Source organism: Rathayibacter sp. AY1B7, from assembly GCF_002932735.1.
Classification (GTDB): Bacteria; Actinomycetota; Actinomycetes; order Actinomycetales; family Microbacteriaceae; genus Rathayibacter.
The window spans coordinates 1-23680 of record NZ_PSWK01000038.1; the positions used below are offsets into that span (position 1 = coordinate 1).

Sequence of the window (23680 nt, forward strand, 5' to 3'; positions counted from 1 at the left end):
CCACCCACAGCACTCCGGCCCCACGAGTTCCCATGCGCCCATCATCCCCGGGCCCGGCCCCGCCGGTCGTCGTCGGCATCGTCGGCCTCGTCCTCGCGATCGTCCTCGTCCTCGCGCAGATCGGGCGGACCGCGCTCACCACGGCCATCCCGGTCCTCGCGTTCCAGGGCGGCTTCGACACCACGCAGATCGGGGCGCTCTTCGCCGCCCTCGGGGTCACGATGCTCGTGCTCGCGACGGCGACCGCGATCGTCGGCGTCATCGGCGTCGCGCGGAAGGACCGCGCCCGGCTGCTCTCGGCCGTCACGCTCGGCGTCGGCGCGAGCGTCGCGATCGTCGAGCTGGGCGCGCTCGTCGTCCCGCCCCTGGTCGGCCTCTCCCTCCAGTACTGACGAGGCCCGCCGGAGCGGATCCCTCCGCCCGCCCTCGCAGGATCCGCACGGCGCCGCGTCCGTTCCTCGCGCTCCGCTGCGCCGCGACGGCCCTGCCGGCTTCCCGGCGATGCGCCAGGATGGGGCATGACGACACGCGTGGACGGCCTCTTCGTCTACCCGGTGAAGGGCCTGACCCCGCAGCCGCTCCCCCGCGTCGAGCTCACCGCCGGCCGCGGCGTCCCCTTCGACCGCACGATCGCCCTCGCCCGCCCCGGCGGCGCCTACCGGCCCGGCATGCGGCACGGCATCTCCAAGCGCGAGTACTTCGTGCTCGTCGCCGAGGCGCGCCTCGCCGGCCTGACCACGCACCTCGACCCCGACAGCGGAGTGCTCACCGTCGACGTCCGCGGTCACCGGGTCCTCTCCGCCGACCTCGGCGCGGAGGACGGCCGGGCCGCACTGCGCTCCTTCGCCGCCCGCGTGCTCGACCTGCCGCCCGGCGTCGAGCCCGTGATCGCCCAGGACGCGGGGCGCCGCTACACCGACACGGCCCACAACTCCGATGTCGAGATGGAGTACGTCTCGCTGATCAACCTGGCGAGTGTCCGCGACCTCGCCGAGCGCACCGGCCGGAGCGTCGATCCGCTGCGGTTCCGCGGGAACATCCACCTCGAGGGGCTGCCCGCGTGGAGCGAGCTCGAGCTGCTCGGGCGCGAGCTCACCGCGGGCGGGCTGCGGCTGCGGATCACGAAGGCCACCGAGCGGTGCGCCGCGACCGAGGTCGAGCCGGGCACCGGTCGGCGCGACCTGCCGGTCCCCCGGCTGCTGCACGAGACCTACGGCCACGAGCTCCTCGGCGTCTACGCGGAGGTCCTCGACGGCGGCACGCTCGGTGTGGGCGACGAGCTGGTGCTCCGTGGCTGAGCTGCGGCTCGTGGTGGCCGAGCGCGAGGCGCTCACCCCGGCCGTCACCCGCTTCGTGCTTCGGAGCGAGGACGGCGCCCCGCTGCCCGGCTACTCCGCCGGCGCGCACCTCACGCTCACGACCCCCTCCGGCGAGCGCCGCAGCTACAGCCTCGTCGAGCCGGGATCCGCGGAGCCGTCGCACTACGCGATCGCGGTGCGCCGCGAGCCCGGGGGTCGGGGCGGATCGCGGAGCCTCCACGACGACGTCCGCGTCGGCGACGTCCTCTCCTCCGCGCCGCCCGCGAACACCTTCGTCCTCCGGCCCGCCGCCCGCTACCTCCTGATCGCCGGCGGGATCGGGGTCACCCCGATCCGCGCCATGGCCGCCGAGCTCCGGGCGCAGGGCTCGGCCGTGCAGGTCGTCTACCTCAGCCGCACCCCCGGGGACACGGCGTGGCTCGACGAGTTCTCCGCCGACGGCTCCCTCGTGCACCACAGTGCGATCCACGGCCGGCTCGACCTCTGGCCGCTCGTCGCCGAGCCCGACGACGACGCCCGGATCTACTGCTGCGGTCCGTCCGCGCTGATCGACGAGGTCCTCGCCCTCACGATGCACTGGCGCCCGAGCCGGATCCACGTCGAGGACTTCGCGGGCGTAGACGCCGTCGGCGACCGGGCCGTCCCCTTCGCCGCCGTCTGGGAGCCGACCGGTGCCGTCGTGGAGGTCCCGGCCGACCGCTCGCTCCTCACCGCGCTCCGCTCCTCCGGGATCGACGTCGACTCCTCCTGCGAGTCGGGCACGTGCGGCACCTGCCGCCTGCGCCTCGTCGGCGGGAGGGCGGAGCAGCGCGACCTGGTGCTGACCCCCGAGGAACAGGACCGCTGGATCATGCCGTGCGTCTCGCGCTCCGCCGGCGGCGAGCTGGTCGTCGCCCCGGAGTGACGGAGCGACGGGGCCGGTCCCACGCACGCCGGCCGACACGCGTCGGCCGTCGTGTGACGCCGCGTGACGGGCGCCCGGCGCCCGGTCCCCTGCATGCCTAGGCTCCCGGACGGGGGACCACGACCGTCACGACCGAAGGACTTCCGATGACCAGCACCTCCGTCCGCACCCAGCTCGACCAGTTCACCGTCGGCTTCGACGAGACGGTCGGCCCCGAGCTCGCCGCCGTCTTCTCCGGCGAGCGCGACGACCTCGTCGCCGCCGGCGCCCCGAGCGGAGCCGTCACCGCCGGCGACGCGCTTCCCGCCGCCTCCGTCGTGACCGTCGACGGCGACACCGTCGACCTCGCGGACGTCCTCGGCGCGGGCCCGGCCGTCCTCGTCTTCTACCGCGGAGCCTGGTGCCCGTACTGCAACATCACGCTCAAGCACTACAACGAGACCCTCGCCCCCGAGCTCGCGTCGCGCGGAGTCGCCCTCGTCGCGATCAGCCCGCAGACCCCCGACGGATCGCGCGCGGCGGTCGCGAACGGCGACCTGGGCTTCACCGTCGTCTCCGACCCCGGCAACACGCTCGCGAGCGCTCTCGGCATCGTCACCGCCCCCAGCGGCGAGGCGCAGGAGGCGCACACCGCGCTCGGCTTCGCCGTGAAGGACAGCAACGCCGACGACACCCCGGCCGTCCCGTATCCGACCGTCCTGGTCGTCGACGTCGACCGGATCGTCCGCACGGCGGACGTGCACGTCGATTACACGACGCGCACGGAGACCGAGGAGATCCTCGCCGCCGTCGACGCGCTCTGACGCCTCCGCTCGCACCCTGAGCACGCGCGGCGGTCGAGCGCACCCCCTCGCCCGCCGCGCCGCCGCTCCCTAGGCTCGACCCGTGACAGCGGAGACGGACGTGCTCGTGGTCGGCGGCGGTCCGGTCGGACTCCTGCTCGGCGCGCTCCTGGCGCGGGCCGGAGTGGACGTGCAGGTGTGGGAGCGGCGCTCCTCGGTGCCGCGCGGCTCGCGGGCGATCGGCATCCATCCGCCGACGCTCGACGCGTTCGCCGCGATCGGCGCCGATGCTCCCGTGCTGGCCGAGGCCACCCGGGTCCGCGAGGGCGTCGCGCGCAGCCGGGGCCGCACCCTCGGCACGCTCTCGTTCGCGCGCGCCTCCGCGACGCACCCCTACGTCGTCACCCTCGACCAGCACCGCACCGAGGCGATCCTCCGCGAGCGCCTCGAGGCGGCGGCCCCGGACGCGCTGCGCCCGGGGGTCGCGCTGACCGGCCTGCTCCGCCGCGGCTCCACCGTCGAGGCGACCGGCACCGGACCGGGCGGCGAGCCGGTCTCCGTCCGCGCCGCCTTCGTGGTGGGAGCCGACGGCGCCCGCAGCACCGTCCGCGACCTGCTCGGGATCCGCACCACCGGCCGCGACTACCCGGACCGCTACGTGATGGGCGACTTCGCCGACCCCGAGCCCGGCGGTCTCACCGGCACCGCGCTGGTCGACGTCGGTCCGGCCGGAGTGGTGGAGTCCTTCCCGCTCCCGGGCGGTCGGCGCCGGTACGTCGCCCTGAGCGGCCCCGACCGCTCCCTCGGCGCCCCCGCCTGGCGGCCCGAGGAGGCACCCGACCAGGAGGCCGCGCGCGCCCTGGCCGCCGCTGTCCGCGACCGGACGGGCGCCGACGCCGACCCGGACACCTGCACGATGCTCAGCGGATTCCAGGTGCGGCGCCGCGAGGCCGAGCTGATGGGCGTCGGCCGCGTCGTGCTCATCGGCGACGCCGCGCACGAGATCAGTCCGATCGGCGGGCAGGGCATGAACCTCGGCTGGCTCGACGCCGCCGAGCTCGCCCCGCTCCTGGCCGGTGCCGTGCGCTGCGGCGAGGCCGGCCCCTGGCCCGGCTTCGCCCGGCGGCGCACCACCGCGGCCCGGCGCGCGGCGCGGCAGGCGGAGGCGAACATGGCGCTCGGACGCCCGCTCGGCACGCTCGCGCACCGCGGCCGCGAGGCGTTCCTCCGCACCGCCCTCGCCCTGCCGACCTCGGACCTGCTCGCCCGCGTCTACGCGATGCGCTGGTCCTGAGGGCGGCCGGTCAGCCGACCAGCCGCGCGCCCGCCAGCCCGAGCTCGACCACCAGCACGAGCGAGGCCGCGATCACCAGCCGGAACAGGGTGCGCGTGGGCGGGCCGGTCAGCACCAGGCGGATGCCCGCCGCGGCGAGCACGACCACCGCGAGGGTCCCGATCACCGCGAGCACCACGCCCGTCCCGCGCACCGGCTGGTCGCCGACGAGCTGTCCGACGAGCACGAGCAGCGCGGCGACCACCAGCGACCCGAAGGCGACGACTCCGGAGAGCCGCAGGCCGAGGCGGTGCGGGAAGCCGCGGACCCCGGTGGCCTCGTCGTCGACCAGGTCGGGGAGCACGTTCGTGCAGTGGATCGCGACGCCGAACACGGCGCCGGTCGCGATCGCCCACCAGGCGGGGACCCGGCCGTCGCCCGCCGGCACCGCCACCACCGGCAGCAGCCCGAAGGCGACCACGAAGGGAACGACGGACCAGACCGTGCGCTTGAGCCCCGCGTCGTAGGCCCAGCCCGCGGCGACCAGCACCAGGTGCGCGACCGCGGCGACCGGTCCGAGCAGCAGCGAGAGCACCACGGCGGCCGCGGCCGTCCCCAGTGCGGCGGTGCGGACGGCGCCCACGCCGATCAGCCCCTGCGCGACCGGCTTGTCGGTGCGCCCCACCGCGCGGTCGCGGTCGGCGTCGATCCAGTCGTTCGCGAGCCCGATCGAGAGCTGCCCGAGCAGCACGGCGAGCGCCACCAGCACGACCTGCCCGAGCGGATGCCCGGACGCCGCCGCGATCACGGTCGCCAGCACGGTGACCGTCACGGTCGGCCCGGGGTGCGACGAGGCCAGCAGGAGTCGCACCCGGGACGTCATCCCGCCAGCCTACGGTCGCGGCGGCACAGCGGGGCGCCGGTCGCGCTCCCCGCCCCGGAGCGGGATCCAGCGTGGTTCGAGCGCGGCGCCCTCATCAGCCCGCGACGGGAATGGCCCGGGATGGGGCAGGGTTGCACCACCCGGCATCCCGACTCAGGAAGAAGGCCTCGTGGACCTCGTGCACTGGCTGTTCGACGCGCAGATCGTCATCGGCGAGCAGACCGTCCTCTGGCGGGAGGTCATCGGCAACGTCTTCGGGCTCCTCAGCGCCCTCGGCGGGATGCGGAGGAAGGTCTGGGCCTGGCCCGTCGGCCTCATCGGCAACGTGCTGCTGTTCACGGTCTTCATGGGCGCCCTGTTCGGCACTCCGAACCCCGTCAACCTGCTCGGCCAGGCCGGGCGGCAGGTGATGTTCATCCTGGTCAGCGTCTACGGCTGGTACCGGTGGACCCACCGCCCCGACGACTCGACCACCTTGATCGAGCCGCGCTGGGCGTCGTGGCGCACCCGCGGCCTGCTGGTGCTCGGGATGGTCGGCGGCACCGCGGTGCTGACCCCCGTGTTCCGCGCGCTCGGCTCCTACGAGCCGGTCTGGAGCGACGCGTGGATCTTCGTCGGCTCCGTCCTCGCCACCTACGGCATGGCGAAGGGCTGGACCGAGTTCTGGCTCATCTGGGTGGCCGTCGACCTGGTCGGCGTGCCGCTGCTGTTCTCGGCCGGCTACTACGCGTCGGGGCTGATGTACGTCTTCTACGGCGCGTTCACCCTGGTCGGCTTCTTCGTCTGGATGCGGCAGGGCACCCGTCCGTCCGCCGCTCCGATCACGGTCGGCTAGCTCTAGCAGCCTGCCGCCGCCGGCGGAAGTGGCCGTGCGGGAGGCGCTGTCGGTGGTCCACTGGGAGCGGAGGCGCCCGCCTCCCCCACCCGGAACGGACGCCATGCTCTCCCTCGTCTACTCCAGCCGCACCTCCGCCGGCTTCACGGACGCCGACCTCCCCGCGCTGCTCGCCCAGTGCCGCGCGAACAACGAGCGCCTCGGCCTGACCGGCATGCTCCTGCACCGCGACGGCCGATTCCTCCAGGTGCTCGAGGGGCCGGACGCGGTCCTGCGCGAGCGGATGGCCGTCATCGCCGCCGACGAGCGCCACGCGCAGCTGCGCACCCTCCTCGAGGAGCCGATCCGGGAGCGGCTGTTCCCGGAGTGGTCGATGGCGTTCGAGTCCGCCGCCGACGCCGACGCCGCCGGGCTCCGCACCTCCTTCGACGACCTCGACGACGCCGAGGCCGAGAGCGCGACGCTCCCGGCCCTGCGCGAGCTCATCCGCTTCTTCCGCGAGCGGAGCTAGGCGGAGCTGGGCGGAGCTGGGCGGAGCTGGGCGGAGCGATACGGGACGCCGCGATCGCGGCCGGTCCGCCGCCGGAACCCGACGCCCGTCAGTCCTCCGCCGAGGGAGGAGCGAGCCGGTCGAGCCGCGCCAGGAGCGGGGCGAAGCCGTCGCCGAGCAGGGCGCTCAGCGGCTCGCCGAACCAGAACCGCCAGACGGCGTCGAGCTCCTCGCCGGTGATCCGTCCTCGGCGCAGGAGGATGCTCGCGATCGGGGCCGCCTCAGACGCGTACTCGTCGCGGGGAGCGCCGTCCTCGCGACCCGGCTCGAGTCCGTACGGATCGACCCCGTCGAGCTCCCGCAGGACGGCCGCCACCATCGCGTCACGGCGTTCCGCGGTCGCGCCGTCCTGATCCGTCGGTGCTCGGCGCTCCATCGCGAGAAGGTACCCAGCCCACTCCTCGTCGTCCATTCGTCGTCTCCGATCTCTCCGGATGCCGCGCCTTCTCGAGGCCTTTCTCTTCTTTCGGCGCCGGCTTGTCGAGGCACGGGGGAACCGCCTCTCCGACGGCTTGTCATCCCCCCGCGAGAAAGGCGCGGACGCCTTCCCGCGTCAGCCCCGAGGCGACGGCGAGCCGGTGCTCTCCGGCCCCGAGTCGGGCGGCTCCGCGGAGGGCCGCGGCCCTTTCTCCGCCCTCGCCGGAAGTCCCGCTCCGGAATGCCGCGAATTCCGCGGACACCTTATCGAGAGCGTCGGCGACATCGCCGGACACGCTCTCCGGCGGCTCGCCGAGATCGATGCGCCAGCCTCTCCCGAACTTCTCGTCGCTGTCGTTCACACGCGGGAAAGTACCCCGGACCGCAGGGTGGCGCCTGTGATCGCCCGACGCCGTCGCGCCCCAGGGATCCGTCGTCGACGTCCGAGCGCACACGCCTCCCGGTCCGGAGAGGACGGCCTTCGAGGACTGTCCCGCGGACCTCGTCGCCGTGCTCCGCTCCGATGCGGCCTTCGCCTCGGCCGAGGTCTTCGACGGCTGACCCGACCGCGTCGACCACCCGCTGCGACGACCGCGGGGCGGAGGCGCGGATCGCGTCGTTCCGGCGCGCCCGCACCAGCGGTGCCGGAACGTCCGGCCGATCCGGGAGCGGCACGCGTCCGAGCCGTCGAGGTTCCGTCGGTGTGCAGGGCCCCGCGCCGAGGGACGTAAAGTGTGCTCACACGCGCCCGCGGACGGGCGAGCCGCCCGTGAGGGCGCCCCGGTCCTGCGTCGGAGGCGCCGATCACAGAGAGCCGCGGTGCCCGATGCCGGAAGACAAGCCCGCGTCGCGGGCGCCGAGCATCTACGACGTCGCCCGCGCGGCCGGCGTCTCGCACCAGACCGTCTCCCGGGTCCTGAACGACCACCCGAGCCTCCGCGCCGAGACGAAGAAGCGCGTGCTCGAGGTCATGGCCGAGCTCGACTACCGCCCCAACCTCGCCGCGCGGGCACTGGTCACCAGCCGCACCCGCACCGTCGGCGTGCTGTCCTCGCAGAGCCTGCAGTACGGTCCGGCCTCCAGCATCCAGGCCATCGAGGTGGCGGCGCGCGACGCGGGCTACCTCGTCGTCACAGCCAACGTCGACGGCACCGACGGCGCGTCGATCCAGGCCGGGATCCGGCATCTGCTCAACCAGGCGGTCGAGGGCCTCGTGGTCGTCGCCCCGCAGATCCGCGTCTTCGACATCCTGTCCGGAGTCGCGCTGCGCATCCCGCACGTGACGCTGCAGACGAGCGAGGACGACCGCGACGACGCGCTCTACGTCGACCAGATGGCCGGCGCCCGCATCGCCACCGGGCACCTGATCAACCTCGGGCACACCGAGATCGTGCACCTCGCCGGCCCGCAGGACTGGATCGAGGCCGAGGCGCGGATGCGCGGCTACCTCACCGAGCTCGACCACCGCTCGATCCCGCTGCGCCCGCCGCTGCTCGGCGACTGGAGCGCCGAGCGCGGCCACCGCGTGGGCCTCGAGCTCTCGCGCTTCCTCGACTTCACCGCGGTGTTCGCGGGGAACGACCAGATGGCGCTCGGACTGATGAGCGCGTTCCACGAGCGCGGGGTCCGCGTGCCGGAGGACGTCAGCGTCATCGGCTTCGACGACATCCCCGAGGCGGCGTTCTACTGGCCGCCGCTGACCAGCGTCCGCCAGGACTTCGTGGAGCTCGGACGCCGGTGCGTGGCCGCGCTGCTCAGCCTGATCGAGGGCGACCGGCCGGAGAAGGCGGCGCCGATCGCTCCGCAGCTGGTCGTCCGCGGATCCACGGCCGTCCCCCGGAGCGCGAGCGTCACCGCCTCGCGCTGACCGGCGGCCGCGACGCCCTCGCGCCGCGACCGCCCGGGATCACTCGCCGTGAGCGGCGATCGACACGTCGTTCCAGCGCTTCCAGGTCTCGAGGCGCGACTCGTAGTCCGCCGTCGCGATGCCCAGTGGCGCGCGCCCGAAGAAGATCCGCAGCGGCGGCTCGTCCGCGTCCACGACCGCGAGGATCCCGAGGCGCGAGGCCCGCGGGTCGCCCTGCTGAGCGGCGGAGGGGCGTCGGCTCGCTGCCTCCCGGACCTCGTCGTACGCGGCGATCGGCTCGCTGCGCGACGCGGAGGGACCGGACCAGTCGGTCGAGTACCCGCCGGGCTCGACGAGGGTCACGTGGATCCCGAAGCCGGCGACCTCGGCGGCCAGCGACTGGGTGAAGCCCTCGAGCGCCCACTTCGACGCGTGGTACGCGCCGATCGAGGGGAACGCGCTGATGCCGCCGATGCTCGACACCTGGACGATGTGGCCCGAGCCCTGCTCGCGGAGGATCGGCAGCGCGGCCTGGGTGACCCAGAGGGCGCCGAAGACGTTGGTCTCGAGCTGCGCGCGGACCTCCTCCTCGGTGAGCTCCTCGATCATGCCGAAGTGCCCGTAGCCGGCGTTGTTGATCACGACGTCCAGCCGGCCGAACCGCTCGGCCGCGGCCTGCACAGCGGCGAAGCCGGCCGCGCGGTCGGTCACGTCGAGGGTCAGCGGGAGGAACGTGTCCGGGTACTCCTCGACGAGGGCGTCGAGGGTCTCGATCCGGCGGGCGGTCCCGGCGACCGAGTCGCCGCGCTCGAGCGCCGCCTCGGCCCACTCGCGGCCGAAGCCCTTCGAGGCGCCGGTGATGAACCAGGTCTTCGTCATGGTGTGCGTCCTTTCGACAGTGCTGGACGCAACGCCGACGGCTCCGGCTCCCTTCCGGGGCCGGGGACCCTTGACAGCAACGCTCCGAGAGCGGACGACGCGCCGCGGGTGTCCCGTTACCGAGTCGAGACGTGCGCGTTGACACGAACGGCGCCGTCGGGTCTAGCATGACGCAATGTGATCGCTCACATGGCATCACATCTCCGCCCCGATCCCGAGGGCGGCCCTGCATCCACTGCATTCAATGACGAAGGAATCACAGTGACCACAATGAAGCGCGCTCTCATCGCCGGCATCGCCGGCGGAGCGATGATCCTCTCCCTCGCCGCCTGCTCCTCCGGAACCGGTGGCGGCTCGGGCTCGGGATCCGGCGACGGCGGCCTCGTCGGCGTCGCGATGCCGACCAAGTCGTCCGAGCGCTGGATCGCTGACGGCAACAACGTCAAGTCGCAGCTCGAGGAGGCCGGCTACCAGGTCGACCTGCAGTACGCCGAGGACGACATCCCTACCCAGGTCTCGCAGCTCGAGAACATGATCACCAAGGGCGCCAAGGCCCTGATCGTCGCCTCGATCGACGGCACCACCCTCACGAGCGTGCTCGAGGAGGCCAAGGCCAACGACATCCCCGTCATCGCCTACGACCGCCTCATCCGCGACTCCGAGAACGTGGACTACTACGCCACGTTCGACAACTACAAGGTGGGCGTCCAGCAGGCCACCTCGCTCCTCGCGGGCCTCGGTCTCACCGACCTCACCGGCGCGAAGGCCGCCGACGCCCCCGCCGGCCCGTTCAACGTCGAGCTGTTCGCCGGCAGCCCCGACGACAACAACGCCACGTTCTTCTTCAACGGCGCGATGGACACCCTCCAGCCGTACATCGACGACAAGACGCTCGTCGTGAAGTCCGGCGAGACCGACTTCAACACCGTCGCCACGCTCCGCTGGGACGGCGAGGTCGCCCAGAGCCGCATGGAGGACATCCTCACCAAGACGTACTCCGACGGCTCCAAGGTCCAGGGCGTCCTCTCGCCCTACGACGGCCTCAGCCGCGGCATCATCTCGGCTCTGACCGACGCCGGCTACACCGTCGGCTCCGACTTCCCGATCATCACCGGTCAGGACGCCGAGCTCGACTCCGTCAAGGCGATCATCGCCGGCGAGCAGTACGCGACCATCTACAAGGACACCCGCGAGCTCGCCAAGGAGGCCGTGAAGATGGCCCAGGCCGTGCTCGAGGGCACCGAGCCCGAGGTCAACGACACCGACACCTACGACAACGGCAAGAAGGTCGTCCCGTCCTTCCTGCTCGAGCCGGTCATCGTCACCAAGGACCAGATCCAGTCCGTCCTCGTCGACGGCGGCTACTACACCGACGCGGAAGTGAACGGCTAGTCCTCTCTCCTCACCCGAGAAGGAACACCCCGGGAGGGCGCCCACTGGGCGCCCTCCCCCACTACGAAGGAAGGGAGGCGGCGTGACCTCGAACATCCTCGAGATGCGCGGCATCACCAAGACGTTCCCGGGCGTGAAGGCGCTCCAGGACGTCACGCTCAACGCACAGCGCGGCGAAGTCCACGCGATCTGCGGGGAGAACGGCGCCGGCAAGTCGACGCTGATGAAGGTCCTGTCGGGCGTCTACCCGCACGGGACCTACGAGGGCGACATCGTCTTCGAGGACGAGGTGATGCAGTTCGCCAGCATCCGCGACTCGGAGGCGAAGGGCATCGTCATCATCCACCAGGAGCTGGCCCTCAGCCCCTACCTCTCCATCGCGGAGAACATCTTCCTCGGCAACGAGGTGCGCGGCTTCGGCGGCCTGATCGACTGGAACAAGACCAACCAGGAGGCGGCGGCGCTGCTGGCCCGCGTGGGTCTGCGCGAGAACCCGACCACCAAGATCATGGAGATCGGAGTCGGCAAGCAGCAGCTCGTCGAGATCGCGAAGGCGCTCTCCAAGCGGGTCAAGCTGCTCATCCTCGACGAGCCCACCGCGGCCCTGAACGACGAGGACTCGGACCACCTGCTCGACCTGATCCTGCACCTCAAGGAGCAGGGCATCACGTCGATCATCATCAGCCACAAGCTGAACGAGATCAAGAAGATCGCGGACACCGTCACGGTCATCCGCGACGGCAAGACCATCGAGACGATCGCTCACGACGACGTCACCGAGGACCGCATCATCAAGGACATGGTCGGCCGCGACCTCGACCACCGCTACCCGGACCACACGCCGCACATCGGCGAGGAGATCCTGCGCGTGGTCGACTGGACGGCCCACCACCCCCAGGACCCGACCCGCGTCATGGTGGACAAGGTCAACCTGACGGTGCACCGCGGCGAGATCGTCGGCATCGCCGGGCTCATGGGCGCCGGGCGCACCGAGTTCGCGATGAGCCTCTTCGGCCGCTCCTACGGCAGCCGCATCTCCGGCCAGGTCTTCAAGGCCGGCAAGGAGATCAAGATCCGCAACGTCTCGGAGGCGATCGCCCACGGGCTCGCCTACGCGACCGAGGACCGCAAGCACTACGGCCTCAACCTCATCGACGACATCAAGCGGAACATCTCGCTCGCGTCGCTCGACAAGGTCGCCCGCGGCGGACTCGTCGACGACAACCGCGAGTTCGAGGTCGCCAACGAGTACCGCGGCAGCATGAACATCAAGTCGCCGACCGTGCTCGCCAAGACCGGGAAGCTCTCCGGCGGCAACCAGCAGAAGGTCGTCCTGTCGAAGTGGATCTACTCCGACCCGGACGTCCTCATCCTCGACGAGCCCACCCGCGGCATCGACGTGGGTGCGAAGTACGAGATCTACACCATCATCAACCGGCTCGCGGCGCAGGGTAAGGGGATCATCGTCATCTCCTCCGAGCTGCCGGAGCTGCTCGGCATCTGCGACCGCGTCTACGCGCTGTCGGAGGGCCGGATCACGGGCGAGCTGCCCATCGCCGAGGCGACGCCCGAGGCGGTCCTCACCCTCATGACCCAGGAGAAGCAACGATGACCGATCTGCAGAACGAACCGTCCACCGCGGCCGGTGCGCAGGTGAAGCCCACCGAGAACGCCTTCACGAAGCGCCTCAGCCACGTGCTGGGCGACCTCGGCAAGAACGGCATCTTCATCGCCCTCATCGTGGTGGTGCTGCTGTTCGAGGTGATGACCGGCGGAATCCTCCTCCGCCCCCAGAACATCTCGAACCTGATCGTCCAGAACGGCTACATCCTGATCCTCGCCATCGGCATGGTGATGGTCATCGTGGCCGGGCACATCGACCTCTCGGTCGGCTCGGTCGCGGCGTTCGTCGGAGCGATCTCGGGCGTCTTCGCGGTCAACATGGGTCTCCCGTGGTGGCTGTCGATCGTCCTCTCCCTCCTCATCGGCGCCCTGGTCGGAGCGTGGCAGGGCTTCTGGATCGCCTACGTCGGGATCCCGGCGTTCATCGTGACGCTGGCGGGCATGCTGATCTTCCGCGGCCTGGCGCTCGTCGTCCTCGGCAACGCGAACATCGGCTCCTTCCCGACCGAGTACCGCGCGCTGGGCAACGGCTTCCTCACCGACCTGTTCGGCGAGACCGACCTCGACCCGCTGTCGCTCGTCATCGGCGCGCTCGCGATCGTCGCCTTCGCCGTGCAGTCCGTGCGCACCCGCCGTGGCCGCCAGAAGTACGCGCAGAGCGTCGAGCCGGGCGCCTGGTTCGTCACCAAGCTCGTCCTCGTCTCCGTCGTGATCGCGGCCTTCTCCTTCGCGCTGGCCACCTTCAAGGGCATCCCGGTCACCCTGATCGTGCTCGCCGTGCTCGTCCTGATCTACGGCGTGGTCATGAACCGCTCCGTCTTCGGCCGTCACGTCTACGCGATCGGCGGCAACCTGCACGCCGCGGAGCTGTCCGGCATCAAGACCCGCAACGTCACCTTCTGGCTGTTCGTCAACATGGGCGTCCTCGCGGCGCTGGCCGGCCTCGTCTTCACCGCACGACTCAACCTCGCCGGCCCGAAGGCGGGCGACGGCTTCGAGCTCGAGGCCATCTCGGCCGCCTTCATCGGCGGCGCGGCGGTCCAGGGCGGCGTCGGCACCATCGGCGGCGCGATCATCGGTGGCCTCATCATCGGCGTCCTGAACAACGGCATGTCGATCATGGGCATCGGCATCGAGTGGCAGCAGGCGGTCAAGGGCCTCGTGCTCCTGCTCGCGGTCGCCTTCGACGTCTACAACAAGCGCCGCTCGGGCGGACGCTAGGCCCTGCGGTCGTGCCCGACTGGTCGCGGTTCCTGCCGCTGAGCACCGGGCCCTCGGTCGACGAGACGGGCGTCAGCAACGACTGGCGCCCCCTCGTCGCCGAGAGGCTCGACCGCCTCGCCGTCCTGGCCGCCTCCCCCTCCACCACGGAGGGCGAGGCGGCCAGTGCCGTCTCCCGGGACGCCCTGCTCGGAGAGCTCGTCGTGCGGCTCTCGAGCAGCACCGGCCAGCGCCTCGCGACGCGGATGGGCGCCCGCGAGGCCTCCTCCCCTCCTCCTCCCGCCGAGATCGCCCCGGCCCTGGCCGCTCTCGCCTCCGCTCGCCGCGCCGGCGCGGGTCCCCGCTCGGTCACTGAGCTGGTCGAGGTCGTCCGCGTCGAGCTCGCGCTCTCCCCCGAGCCGCTCGCTCTCTCCTCCCGCATCACCGGCGGGGTAGCCCTGGACCGCCTGCAGCGCGCGCCGCTCGCGATCCGCGCCGCCGTCCGCGGTCGCACCCTCGCTCCGACCGACGCGGAGTGGGAGCTCGGCTCCGGCCCCGCCCTGCGCGTGCCGGCCGACGCGATCCTCCGCTTCCTGCTCGGCCTCGGCCCCTTCCCCGCCGAGCCGACCGCCTAGGCGGCGCCGCCTCCTGCCCCCGGGCGGAGGCGGTGCCGCCCCGGTCGTAGCATCGGGGGATGACGCGCTCACTGCCGAGAAGCACCCCGTCCGCCCGCTCCGTCGACGCCGAGGGAGTGCTGGCCTTCGTCGAAGGGGTCGAGGCCGCTCCCGGCGTCGAGCTGCACGGCCTGATGGTCGTGCAGGGCGGCGACGTCGTCGCCGAGGGCTGGTGGGCGCCGTACTCGGCCGAGCGGCTGCACCTCTTCTACTCGCTGAGCAAGAGCTTCACCGCGACCGCCGTCGGCCTCGCGGTCGCCGAGGGCCTGGTCGACCTGGACGCCACCGTCCTCTCGTACTTCCCCGAGCTCGACGACGAGATCACCGACCCGCGCTCGCGTGCGATCCGCGTCCGCCACGTCCTCGCGATGGCGAGCGGCCACTCCGCCGAGACGATCGACCGCGCCGAGGAGACGGACCCGGCCGACCTGGTGCGCGGCTTCCTCCTCCTCCCGCCGGAGCAGGAGCCGGGCAGCGTCTTCGCCTACAACCAGCCCTGCACCTTCGCCGCCGCCGCGATCGTGCAGCGCGTGAGCGGGCAGTCGCTGACCGACTACCTGCGCCCGCGCCTGCTCGATCCGCTCGGCATCGGCGAGGTCGCCTGGCATCGCGACGACTCGGGGCGCGAGCTCGGCTACAGCGGGCTGCACGCCACCACCGAGGCGGCCGCTGCGCTCGGACTGCTGTACCTGCAGGAGGGGCGCTGGGGCGACCGGCGGATCCTCTCACCGGAGTGGGTCGCCGAGGCGTCCCGCGCGCACGTCCCGACCCACGAGGACGGCGGACCGGACTGGCAGCAGGGCTATGGCTTCCAGTTCTGGCGGTCACTGCACGGCTACCGCGCGGACGGCGCGTACGGGCAGTTCAGCCTGATCGTGCCCGAGCACGGGCTCGTGATCGCGCTGACCGGCCAGACCTCGGACACGCAGACGCTGCTCGCGCTCGCCTGGGAGCACCTGCTCCCCGCCGTCGGCCGCGGGTCCACGGCGGAGGCCGACGCCCGGCTGGCCGACCGGCTGTCGGAGCTCGCCCTTCGCCCGCTCGAGGGCGCCTCCCCCGCGACCGGGAGCTACACGCCGGTCGGATCGTGGCCCGACGCCGTCGAGGTGACGGCCGACGAGGGCGGCTGGACGCTCGCGCTGATCGAGGGCGACGAGCGCTTCGCCGTGACGCCCGGCGCAGGAGCCTGGACCGTCGACGGGCCGTTCGCGGCGAGCGCCGGACCCTCGGGCGACAGCGTGCTGGTCGACGTCGTGTTCCTCGAGACCCCGCACCGCCTGCACGTCGAGCTCGCTCCCGACCGCACCGCCCGCGTCCGCTGGGAGACGGAGCCGCTGCACGACGGCCCGCTCGCCGGGCTGCGCGCCCCGCGCTGACGGCAGGACCCGCTCCGCTCATCCGTCGCGAGCGGCCCGTCCGCCCCTCGGCGACGGGCCGTTCGCGACGGATCGAGAGGGGTCGCGCTCGGCCGTGCGGACCGCGCGCATCGGGCGGTGCTCACCGGGGGTCGACGAGTCGAGGAGCGGAGTGGGCACGAGGATCCTTCCTGGGGGGCGGCGCTCTGGCACAATCGTCGGAGCACTGCTCCGGAACATTGCGGAGCGCTGCTCCGGAACGTGGTGGAGCTGCGCTCGGAGACATTACGGAGCGCCGCTCCGAAAAGCAAGGAGAACCGATGAGCGACCGTGCGCCCCGCACGCCCGGCCGACCGCGGACGAGTCGCGACGCTCTGCTCGCCGCCGCGGCGATGGTGTTCGTGGCCTCCGGCGTGGACGCGCCGGTCCGCGAGATCGCGGCGGAGGCCGGCGTCGGCATGGGGACGATCTACCGGCACTTCCCGACCCGCTCGGAGCTCGTGGTCGCCGTCTACCGCCACCAGGTCGAGGCCTGCGCGGAGGCGGGCCCACGGCTGCTCGCGGACAGCGCGACTCCGGAGGCCGCCCTCCGGGCCTGGGTCGCCCACTTCGTCGACCTCCTGGTGACCAAGCACGGCCTCGCCGGTGCGCTCCAGGGCGACAGCGCCGGATCCGACGCCCTGCACGCCTACTTCGTGGAGCGGCTCGTCCCCGTCTGCGGCGACCTGCTCGAGGCGGCACGACCCGCCCGGATCCCGGCGTCGAGCCTCAGCGGCTACATGCTCCTCAAGGGCATCGGCAACCTCTGCATCGGCGCCGCCCACGATCCGGACTACGACGCCGACACCCTCGTGCAGGCCCTCGTCACCGGAGCGCTGCAGGCGGATCAGCCCTGATCGCCTCCACGGTCCGCTCGACCGCGTCCTCGACCGCCGCCCGGCGGCTCGCGTCGTCCTCGCGCTCGGACTCGTGGACGAAGACGGCCCCGCCGCGCCGGGCTCCGCAGTAGTCGATGATCCCGTGCTGGATCTGCGTCAGCAGCGCCTGCTCGTAGCCGTGCCGCTCGTAGGTCCCGGCGGAGTCCCCCGCGACGAGCACGAGGTGGACGGTCAGGGCGCCGAGCCTGCGCTGCGTGCCGTGGACGGGGTCGATGTCGAAGGCCCAGCCGGCGAGGAAGACGCGGTCGATCCAGCCCTTCAGCAGCGCGGGCATCGACCACCAGTAGACGGGGAAGACGAGCACGAGGTGGTCGACGCCGTCGAGCCGGCGCTGCTCGCGGAGGACGTCGTCGGGAACCGGGCCGACACCGCGGTAGCGGTCCCGGTCGGCCGCGCCGAACCGCGGGTCGAAGCCCTCGGCGTCGAGGTCGGCCGTCTCCACTCCGTCGGGGCCGAGCTCCTCCCGCAGCCGCCGGGCGAGGGCGGCGGTGAGGGAGTCGCGGTCGGGGTGCGCGGTGACGAGGAGGGTGCTCACCGCTCCAGTGAACCGCACCCGCCCTGCGGCACCCCTGGCAGGATGACCCGGTGACTCCGCACCGCTCCCCCAGCCGCCCCGACGTCGTCTCCGTCGAGCTCGTCGGTGGACCGGAGCCGCTCGAGCTCGCCCTGCACGAGCACGACCCCGAGTGGTCCGCCCTGTTCGAGGAGCACCGGCGGCGCATCCTCGGGGCCGTCCCGGGCGTGCGTGTCGAGCACATCGGCTCGACCTCCGTCCCGGGCCTGCCCGCGAAGCCGATCGTCGACGTGCTGGTCGTCGTGCCCGACGTCACGGCGGAGGAGGACCACGTCGCGCCGCTGCTCGAGGCCGGCTACGTCCTGCGCACCCGCGAGCCCGGGCACCGGCTCGTCCGCACGCCCGGACGGGACGCCCACGTCCACATCTACGAGGAGGGTCATCCCGCGATCGACGCGTACCTCCTCCTGCGCGACCGGCTGCGCACCGACCCGTCCGACCGCGAGCTCTACCGCAGCACGAAGGCGTCTCTCCTCCTCCGGCGCTGGGAGGACGGGAACGACTACGCCGAGGCGAAGTCCGCCGTGATCGCGGCCATCCTCGAGCGCGCGAGATCCTCGCAGCCCTGAGATCGATATCCGGAAGAACTGAGCGGGCTCGATAGCGCTCGCCAGGCGGTCGGCGGCTAGGCCGCACCGCACGTTCGATCGCCTCGAGCCCTCCGGCTCGGGGGCGATCGCGGTTCGGGCGTCGGAGCTTCCGAATGTCCATATGTGAAAACCTAGGGGTATTAGGATCAACGCGTGCCCCGTCGCTCCCTCACCCGCTCCGCCGTCATCGATCGCGCCGCCGCGATCGCCGACGCCGATGGTCTCGCCGCCGTGACCCTGGCCGCCGTCGCCCGCTCGCTCGAGGTGCAGACGCCGAGCCTCTACACGCACGTCCGCGATCTCGCCGCACTCCGCGACGGCGTCACGGTCCTGGCCCTCGACGAGCTGTCCGACCGCATCGCCGTCGCGATCGCCGGACGCTCCGCCCGGGAGGCGCTGGACGGCTTCGCCGACGCCCACCGCTCCTTCGCGCGCGAGCGGCCGGGCCTGTGGGAGTCGCTGCAGCGCACTGCGGGGCCGGACGCGGTCGCCGCCCCGGCCGCCCGCCGCGTCGTGCAGCTCACAGATGCGGTCCTCCTCGGCTACGCGATCCCCGCCGAGGACCGGGTGCACGCCGTCCGAGTGACGGGCGCCGCTCTGAACGGCTTCCTCACCCTCGAACGGCTCGGGAGCTTCGCGCACAGCAGCCCGACCCCCGCGCAGTCGTGGAGCGAGCTCCTCGCCTGCCTGCACTTTCTTTTCAGCCACTGGACCCGCCGGAAGGACATCCCCGCATGATCAGCACACCCCTCACCGAACGGCTCGTCCACGGCGCGATCGAGCTGGAGGAGGTGCCCCGCGGAGTCCGGCCGCACCGCCTCCCCCGCGCGGTCCGCGAGCGCGATGCGGATGCGCAGCTCCTGCTGATGGAGGCGCAGCCCTCGGGTGTCCGGATCTCCTTCGTCACCGAGGCGCGACGGATCGAGCTCGACGTGCACGCGACACGGGTCGCCTATCGGGGGCTGCCCCGGCCGCGCGGCGCAGTCGACGCGGTCGTCGACGGCGAGATGACCGCCTCCCACGCGCTCACCGGAGGCGACGCGATCGAATTCGACCTCGCGACCGGTGACCGGGCCCTCCTCCCCGGACCTCTCGACACGGTCGGGCTCGACCTCCCGGCCGGGCCGTCTCGCGTGGAGCTGCTCCTCCCGCACAACGAGGCGGTGGACCTCGTGGCCCTGCGGTCCGACGCACCGCTCGAACCCGCGCCGCTCTCCGGCCCCGTCTGGCTGCACCACGGCAGTTCGATCAGCCAGGGCTCGAACGCGGCGCGCCCCTCGGGCATCTGGCCGGCCGTGGCCGCCCGGGCGAGCGGCGCCCGCCTGGTGAACCTCGGCTTCGGCGGGAGCGCACTCGTCGACCCCTTCACCGCTCGCGTGATGCGGGACACTCCTGCCGACCTGATCAGTGTCGCGCTCGGCATCAACCTCGTGAACCTCGACGGCATGCGCCGCCGCACCTTCGTGCCGGCGGTGCACGGCTTCCTCGACACGATCCGCGAGGGCCATCCCGCGACGCCGCTGCTCCTCGTCACTCCGCTCTTCTGCGGGATCCACGAGGACACGCCGGGGCCGGGCGACGTCGATCCCGCGTCCTTCACGACCGGGGCGCCGCGCTTCGTCGCGACCGGCGACCCGGGCGACACCACGAACGGACGGCTGACCCTGCGGATCGTCCGCGAGGCGCTGGCCGAGGTCGTCGCCGCGCGCTCCGACGACCCGGACCTGCGACTGCTCGACGGGCTCGCGCTCTACGGGCCGGACGACGCCCAGCGGCTCCCGCTCCCGGACGGCCTGCACCCGGATCCGGAAGCGCACGAGCTCATCGGCCGCCGGTTCGCGGAGCTCGCCTTCGGCCCGGGCGGGGCGTTCGCGCCGGAGCGCTGAGCGGCCAAGACGGAGCCCGGGCGGCCGTCCGACGCCCGGCCGTCGGTCGATCAGGATGTTGACGTCATCAGAGCCTCGTGGAAGCCTGATGTTTGCGTGAACATGCGCGAAGTCCCCGGTGCAAAGGAGCACAGCATGACGTCTCGACCACGAACGGCCGCCGCGGCGGTGGCCGCGCTGCTCGTCGCAGCACTCCTGGGGACAGGAGCGCAGTCGGCCTCGGCCGCCGTGGCCACGGATCCCGACGACGAAGTGCCGCGCACCTCGACGCCCGTGACCTACACCGACTACCCGGCGGTCCAGGACCCGGGCAGCACCGCGGCCGGCTACTTCCAGCCCTTCTGGTACGACACCGACGGCCGCCACATCCAGGCGCACGGCGGCCAGATCGTCACCGTCGAGGAGGGCGGTCAGCAGGTCCAGTACTGGTACGGCGAGGACCGCACGAAGGGCTACTGGAACAGCCCCGGAGTCGCGGTCTACCGCTCCACCGACGGCCACAACTGGGAGAACAAGGGAACCGCGCTCCGCAGCGTCTCGGCTCCGGCCGACCTCGAGGCCCCTTACTTCGACGCGCTCTACGACACCGTCGACGACTCCGGAGCCCCTCGCGCCGACCGCATCGCGGAGCTCGACTACCACCTCGACACGACGCAGGCCTCGCCGAACACCGCCATCTTCGAGCGCCCCAAGGTCCTCTTCAACGAGAAGACCGGCAAGTGGGTCATGTGGTGGCACTCCGACGGCCGCATCACCCCGGGTGGCAGCACCTATGCGCGCTCGATGGCGGGAGTCGCCGTCTCGGACAGCCCGACCGGGCCCTTCACGCTCCAGGGCGTCTACCGCCTCTACAACCGCACGGACTACAAGTCCTGCACCACCTCCGCCGTGCCTGGCCAGGCACGGGACATGACCGTCTTCCAGGACGAGGACGGCACCGCGTACATCTCCTACTCCTCCGAGGAGAACTACTCGCTCTACGTGGCGAAGCTGGACGCCGACTACACCAACGTCGAGCGGACCACCACGACCGACACCCTCGACGCGAACCAGTACTCGGCCGACGGGACGTACCCCTACGTCTTCGCCGACGGTGCGGCCGGAGCACCGGTGCGCGGCACCGACTTCCAGATCGTGAAGGAGTGCGGACACCTCGAGGCGCCCGCGATCTTCGCCAACGGCGGCAAGTACTACACGATCGCCTCCGGAGCGACCGGCTGGGCGCCGAACCCGCAGACCTACTACACCGCCGACTCGATCCTCGGCGCGTGGACCCGCGGAGTCGAGAAGGGCGACGCCGACGAGAACGTCGCCTACAACGCGATCCCGGAGGGCGGCGACGGCCTGCTCTCGATCGGCGACTCCCGCAAGACGACCTTCGGCTCGCAGTCGACGAACGTCCTCACGCTCGCTCCCGGGAAGTACGTCTACATGGGCGACCGGTGGAACGAGGGCAAGTCGGACTCGACCTACGTCTGGCTCCCGATGACGGTCGGTGAGAACGGCCGCCTCGAGATGCGGAACCCGGCTCAGGAGGACCCGGCGCGCTGGGGATCCGGCTGGAACCTCTCCTACTGGGACGACAAGGGGGTCGGCGAGGGCGTCTGGTCGGTCGTGGACGCCCGTCTGCCGAAGCAGGTCCGCCGCGGCGCCGACATCGCCGCCGCGCTCCCCTCGACGGTCTCGGTCGCGAGCAACGGCTCGACCCGCGACGTCGCCGTGACCTGGGCCGCCCCCGGCCCCGCCGAGCTCGGCACGGTGCAGGTGACGGGCACGCTCGCCGCCGACGCCGGATTCTCCTCCGGCCGCCGCTTCACCCGCACGATCGAGGTGGCGGAGCCGGGCATCGCGAACCTCGCTCCCGGAGCGTCCGTCGCGGTCTCGAGCCGCACGGACCTCGCCGGCAAGCTCATCGACGGCGACGTCAAGGGCAAGGGCTGGGACGACTGGTCCTCGGCCGGCTACCCGCGCGACAGCCGCCTCTCCTTCTCCTGGGGCGCGGCGCAGAACCTCGACTCGGTGACGGTCAGCACCTACAAGGACGGTGCGACCGCCACTTGGCCCTCGCGGATCGAGGTCGAGTACCAGGTGAACGGCGCATGGACGACCTCCTCGGTCGCCACCACCTTCAGCCAGGCCGCGACCGGATCCGCCCCGACGGCGATCCTCGACCTGTCCTCCCTGCCCGACACCACGGGCCTCCGCCTGCACCTCACCAGCGCGGCGAACACGTGGCAGTCGGTCTCGGAGGTGCAGATCTGGGGCACCGCGCCGCCGACGAACGTCTGCCGCGTCCCCGGAGCCGCGGTCTCGGCGTCGTTCAGCCAGACGAAGTACGCGACCCTCCCCGCGAAGAACGCCTGCGACGGCAACGTGAGCACCCCCTGGTCGACCTGGACCGACGGCACCTTCGCCGGCAGCGCCGAGTTCACGCTGACGAACACCGAGGCGCACCGCGTCGCCGGGCTCACCTTCACCAACACCGAGGGCACCCTGGCGTCGGTGAGCGTGGCCTACCGCGCCGAGGACGGCACCTGGAAGTCGACCACCGCGCAGAACGTCGCTCCGGCGGCGAACGGCACGCTGACCACGATCCCGTTCGCGGCGGTCTCGGCCACCGGCCTGAAGCTGACCTTCTCCACGCCGGGCTCGTTCCTCAAGATCGGCGAGATCGTCGTCCCCGAGGCGGCCGCCCCGGCGCTGACGGTGCCGGTGACCGTGACGTCGCGCTGCGTCGCCGGGAAGGCGGCGCTGACGGTCCTCGCCAAGAACGGCGGCACCGCTCCGATCGACGTCGCGATGGCCTCGGCGTACGGCTCGAAGACGGTCACCGCGGTGGCCGCGGGTGCGAGCGGATCGGCCGCGTTCACCACCCGCCTGGCGAGCATGCCGGGCGGCCAGGTGACGGTGACCGCCACGGCGGGCTCCGAGACCCTCGCGCAGACGGTGGGCTACCCGGCCCGCGTCTGCTGAGCGCACGGCGGCCGGTCGACCGGTCGTGACGGAGGAGGGAGTGCCCGCGGGCGCTCCCTCCTCTGCATGTGCGGCACATCATCCGAGGCGCAGGGCGAGTGCGGGCTCGAGGCGCGCGGCTCAGGGCTCCAGATGCCGAAGGACGTGCCGGGCCTGGGCGGGAGCGCCGTCACGTCGATCTCCGCGGGCGGGAAGGAACGGCCGCTCCCCCGCAGGCGCTCCCCGAGAAGGAGATCGGTCGCCTGATCGATCCGGCTCAGCGCCGCCTCGTCGAGGAGGTGGGCGCACGAGCATGGCCGAGCCCGCTGGCGCGCTCCGCGGCACTCCACCCGGAAGCGGGGGTGCAGAGCACTTCGCGCTCCTGGTAGTAATCACAGGCGGGCGCATCGCAGAGCCCGCAGAACTGGACCGTCCGTGACCCGCACCACCCGCGCTCTCGCCGCGTTCGTCCCGACGACGACCCTCGTGCTCTCCGTGGTGTTCGCCTCCGCCGCACTCGCGCCCGAGGCGACGACCGCCCCGGAAGCGGTGTCGACGCCGACCGCCGCCTCGCCCGCGGAGGATGCGGCGGCGACTGCGGACCCCTCCGCTCCCGGTGCCGGATCCGGCGCCTCCGACCGCCGCTCCTCGAGCCCCTCCTCCGCAGGCCCCGTCGAGCCCGCGCAGCCGACGATCGGCTCCTCCCCCGCGGACCGGCCGACGCGACGACCCCGGAGGCCGCTCCGGTCGCGCCCCCGCAGGCCGTCCCCGCACCGCCCACGGGCGCCCTCTCCCACGCTCTCGGCTT

General features: G+C 72.6%; 24 protein-coding genes and 1 pseudogene. 19 read left to right on the top strand and 6 right to left on the bottom strand.

Going from position 1 to position 23680, the window contains the following annotated elements; genetic code table 11:
* Window positions 1-32 precede the first annotated feature (32 nt).
* The 5 genes from C5C95_RS15515 to C5C95_RS15535 all read left to right on the top strand — a co-directional run bounded on the left by C5C95_RS15515 (window position 33) and on the right by C5C95_RS15535 (window position 4299).
* Complete coding sequence (locus tag C5C95_RS15515; protein ID WP_104324788.1) at window positions 33-392, top strand: hypothetical protein; 360 nt, start codon at window positions 33-35, stop codon at window positions 390-392.
* A 126-nt stretch (window positions 393-518) separates the two neighbouring features.
* On the top strand, window positions 519-1298 hold the full coding sequence (locus C5C95_RS15520; RefSeq protein ID WP_104324789.1) for an MOSC domain-containing protein: 780 nt from the start codon (window positions 519-521) through the stop codon (window positions 1296-1298).
* Window positions 1291-2223 carry a PDR/VanB family oxidoreductase gene (locus tag C5C95_RS15525; protein WP_104336207.1) on the top strand — a complete coding sequence of 311 codons (933 nt, stop codon included), beginning with the start codon at window positions 1291-1293 and terminating at the stop codon, window positions 2221-2223. The genes C5C95_RS15520 and C5C95_RS15525 overlap by 8 nt, the downstream gene beginning before the upstream one ends.
* A 146-nt stretch (window positions 2224-2369) precedes the next feature.
* Entirely contained in the window at window positions 2370-3026 is a 657-nt protein-coding gene (locus C5C95_RS15530; RefSeq protein ID WP_104261571.1) for a peroxiredoxin-like family protein, read from the top strand.
* Between the two features lie 82 nt (window positions 3027-3108).
* Window positions 3109-4299 carry an NAD(P)/FAD-dependent oxidoreductase gene (locus tag C5C95_RS15535; protein WP_104324791.1) on the top strand — a complete coding sequence of 397 codons (1191 nt, stop codon included), beginning with the start codon at window positions 3109-3111 and terminating at the stop codon, window positions 4297-4299.
* 10 nt (window positions 4300-4309) lie between these two features.
* Here the strand turns inward: C5C95_RS15535 and C5C95_RS15540 are convergent, their stop codons facing one another.
* Window positions 4310-5161, bottom strand: coding sequence for a UbiA family prenyltransferase (locus tag C5C95_RS15540; protein WP_104324792.1), 852 nt, complete (start codon window positions 5159-5161; stop codon window positions 4310-4312).
* Window positions 5162-5330: 169 nt separating this feature from the next.
* On the opposite strand from C5C95_RS15540, the gene pnuC reads away from it, so the two are divergent.
* Entirely contained in the window at window positions 5331-5996 is a 666-nt protein-coding gene (gene pnuC / locus C5C95_RS15545) for a nicotinamide riboside transporter PnuC (RefSeq protein WP_104227403.1), read from the top strand.
* A 103-nt stretch (window positions 5997-6099) separates the two neighbouring features.
* Entirely contained in the window at window positions 6100-6507 is a 408-nt protein-coding gene (locus tag C5C95_RS15550) for a BLUF domain-containing protein (RefSeq protein WP_104227402.1), read from the top strand.
* 88 nt (window positions 6508-6595) lie between these two features.
* Here the strand turns inward: C5C95_RS15550 and C5C95_RS15555 are convergent, their stop codons facing one another.
* Both C5C95_RS15555 and C5C95_RS15560 read right to left on the bottom strand, forming a co-directional pair.
* Window positions 6596-6922, bottom strand: a complete 327-nt coding sequence (locus C5C95_RS15555; protein ID WP_146087107.1) for a hypothetical protein — start codon at window positions 6920-6922, stop codon at window positions 6596-6598.
* 139 nt (window positions 6923-7061) lie between these two features.
* A complete protein-coding gene (locus tag C5C95_RS15560; protein ID WP_104324794.1) occupies window positions 7062-7325 on the bottom strand; it encodes a hypothetical protein in 264 nt (87 codons plus the stop codon).
* A 464-nt stretch (window positions 7326-7789) separates the two neighbouring features.
* Between C5C95_RS15560 and C5C95_RS15565 the strand changes: the two genes are divergently transcribed.
* Window positions 7790-8830: a LacI family DNA-binding transcriptional regulator gene (locus C5C95_RS15565; protein ID WP_104324795.1), complete on the top strand. Its 1041-nt coding sequence runs from the start codon at window positions 7790-7792 to the stop codon at window positions 8828-8830.
* A 39-nt stretch (window positions 8831-8869) separates the two neighbouring features.
* Here C5C95_RS15565 and C5C95_RS15570 read toward each other — a convergent pair whose 3' ends face one another.
* The gene (locus tag C5C95_RS15570) at window positions 8870-9688 is read right to left on the bottom strand and encodes an SDR family oxidoreductase (RefSeq protein WP_104256397.1); all 819 of its coding nucleotides are present in this window, start codon (window positions 9686-9688) and stop codon (window positions 8870-8872) included.
* 270 nt (window positions 9689-9958) lie between these two features.
* Between C5C95_RS15570 and chvE the strand changes: the two genes are divergently transcribed.
* From chvE to C5C95_RS15595, 5 genes are all read left to right on the top strand, one after another.
* Window positions 9959-11080 carry a multiple monosaccharide ABC transporter substrate-binding protein gene (chvE, locus tag C5C95_RS15575; protein ID WP_104224984.1) on the top strand — a complete coding sequence of 374 codons (1122 nt, stop codon included), beginning with the start codon at window positions 9959-9961 and terminating at the stop codon, window positions 11078-11080.
* Window positions 11081-11162: 82 nt separating this feature from the next.
* Window positions 11163-12692, top strand: a complete 1530-nt coding sequence (gene mmsA / locus C5C95_RS15580) for a multiple monosaccharide ABC transporter ATP-binding protein (protein WP_104247724.1) — start codon at window positions 11163-11165, stop codon at window positions 12690-12692.
* Window positions 12689-13924 carry a multiple monosaccharide ABC transporter permease gene (gene mmsB / locus C5C95_RS15585; RefSeq protein WP_104224982.1) on the top strand — a complete coding sequence of 412 codons (1236 nt, stop codon included), beginning with the start codon at window positions 12689-12691 and terminating at the stop codon, window positions 13922-13924. Before mmsA ends, mmsB begins: the two co-directional genes overlap by 4 nt.
* 11 nt (window positions 13925-13935) lie before the next feature.
* Window positions 13936-14538: a hypothetical protein gene (locus C5C95_RS15590; protein ID WP_104324796.1), complete on the top strand. Its 603-nt coding sequence runs from the start codon at window positions 13936-13938 to the stop codon at window positions 14536-14538.
* Between the two features lie 59 nt (window positions 14539-14597).
* Window positions 14598-15953, top strand: coding sequence for a serine hydrolase (locus C5C95_RS15595; protein ID WP_104324797.1), 1356 nt, complete (start codon window positions 14598-14600; stop codon window positions 15951-15953).
* Between the two features lie 18 nt (window positions 15954-15971).
* Here C5C95_RS15595 and C5C95_RS17595 read toward each other — a convergent pair whose 3' ends face one another.
* Window positions 15972-16112, bottom strand: a complete 141-nt coding sequence (locus tag C5C95_RS17595) for a hypothetical protein (RefSeq protein ID WP_181125733.1) — start codon at window positions 16110-16112, stop codon at window positions 15972-15974.
* Window positions 16113-16252: 140 nt separating this feature from the next.
* Between C5C95_RS17595 and C5C95_RS15600 the strand changes: the two genes are divergently transcribed.
* Window positions 16253-16828, top strand: a complete 576-nt coding sequence (locus C5C95_RS15600; protein WP_104324798.1) for a TetR/AcrR family transcriptional regulator — start codon at window positions 16253-16255, stop codon at window positions 16826-16828.
* On the opposite strand, the gene C5C95_RS15605 is transcribed toward C5C95_RS15600, so the two are convergent.
* Window positions 16797-17405 (bottom strand): NAD(P)H-dependent oxidoreductase, encoded by a 609-nt coding sequence (locus C5C95_RS15605; RefSeq protein WP_104324799.1) that lies wholly within the window; start codon window positions 17403-17405, stop codon window positions 16797-16799. The two genes, C5C95_RS15600 and C5C95_RS15605, sit on opposite strands and share 32 nt — an antisense overlap.
* Before the next feature lie 50 nt (window positions 17406-17455).
* Here C5C95_RS15605 and C5C95_RS15610 point away from each other — a divergent pair, with 50 nt between their 5' ends.
* The 5 genes and pseudogenes from C5C95_RS15610 to C5C95_RS17715 all read left to right on the top strand — a co-directional run.
* Window positions 17456-18013 carry a GrpB family protein gene (locus C5C95_RS15610; protein WP_104324800.1) on the top strand — a complete coding sequence of 186 codons (558 nt, stop codon included), beginning with the start codon at window positions 17456-17458 and terminating at the stop codon, window positions 18011-18013.
* A gap of 174 nt (window positions 18014-18187) precedes the next feature.
* Window positions 18188-18772 (top strand): TetR-like C-terminal domain-containing protein, encoded by a 585-nt coding sequence (locus tag C5C95_RS15615; protein ID WP_104224976.1) that lies wholly within the window; start codon window positions 18188-18190, stop codon window positions 18770-18772.
* On the top strand, window positions 18769-19920 hold the full coding sequence (locus tag C5C95_RS15620) for a GDSL-type esterase/lipase family protein (RefSeq protein WP_104324801.1): 1152 nt from the start codon (window positions 18769-18771) through the stop codon (window positions 19918-19920). The genes C5C95_RS15615 and C5C95_RS15620 overlap by 4 nt, the downstream gene beginning before the upstream one ends.
* Window positions 19921-20055: 135 nt before the next feature.
* A complete protein-coding gene (locus C5C95_RS15625; protein ID WP_104324802.1) occupies window positions 20056-22893 on the top strand; it encodes a discoidin domain-containing protein in 2838 nt (945 codons plus the stop codon).
* A 414-nt stretch (window positions 22894-23307) separates the two neighbouring features.
* Window positions 23308-23680: pseudogene (locus tag C5C95_RS17715) on the top strand (hypothetical protein); the annotation flags it as partial.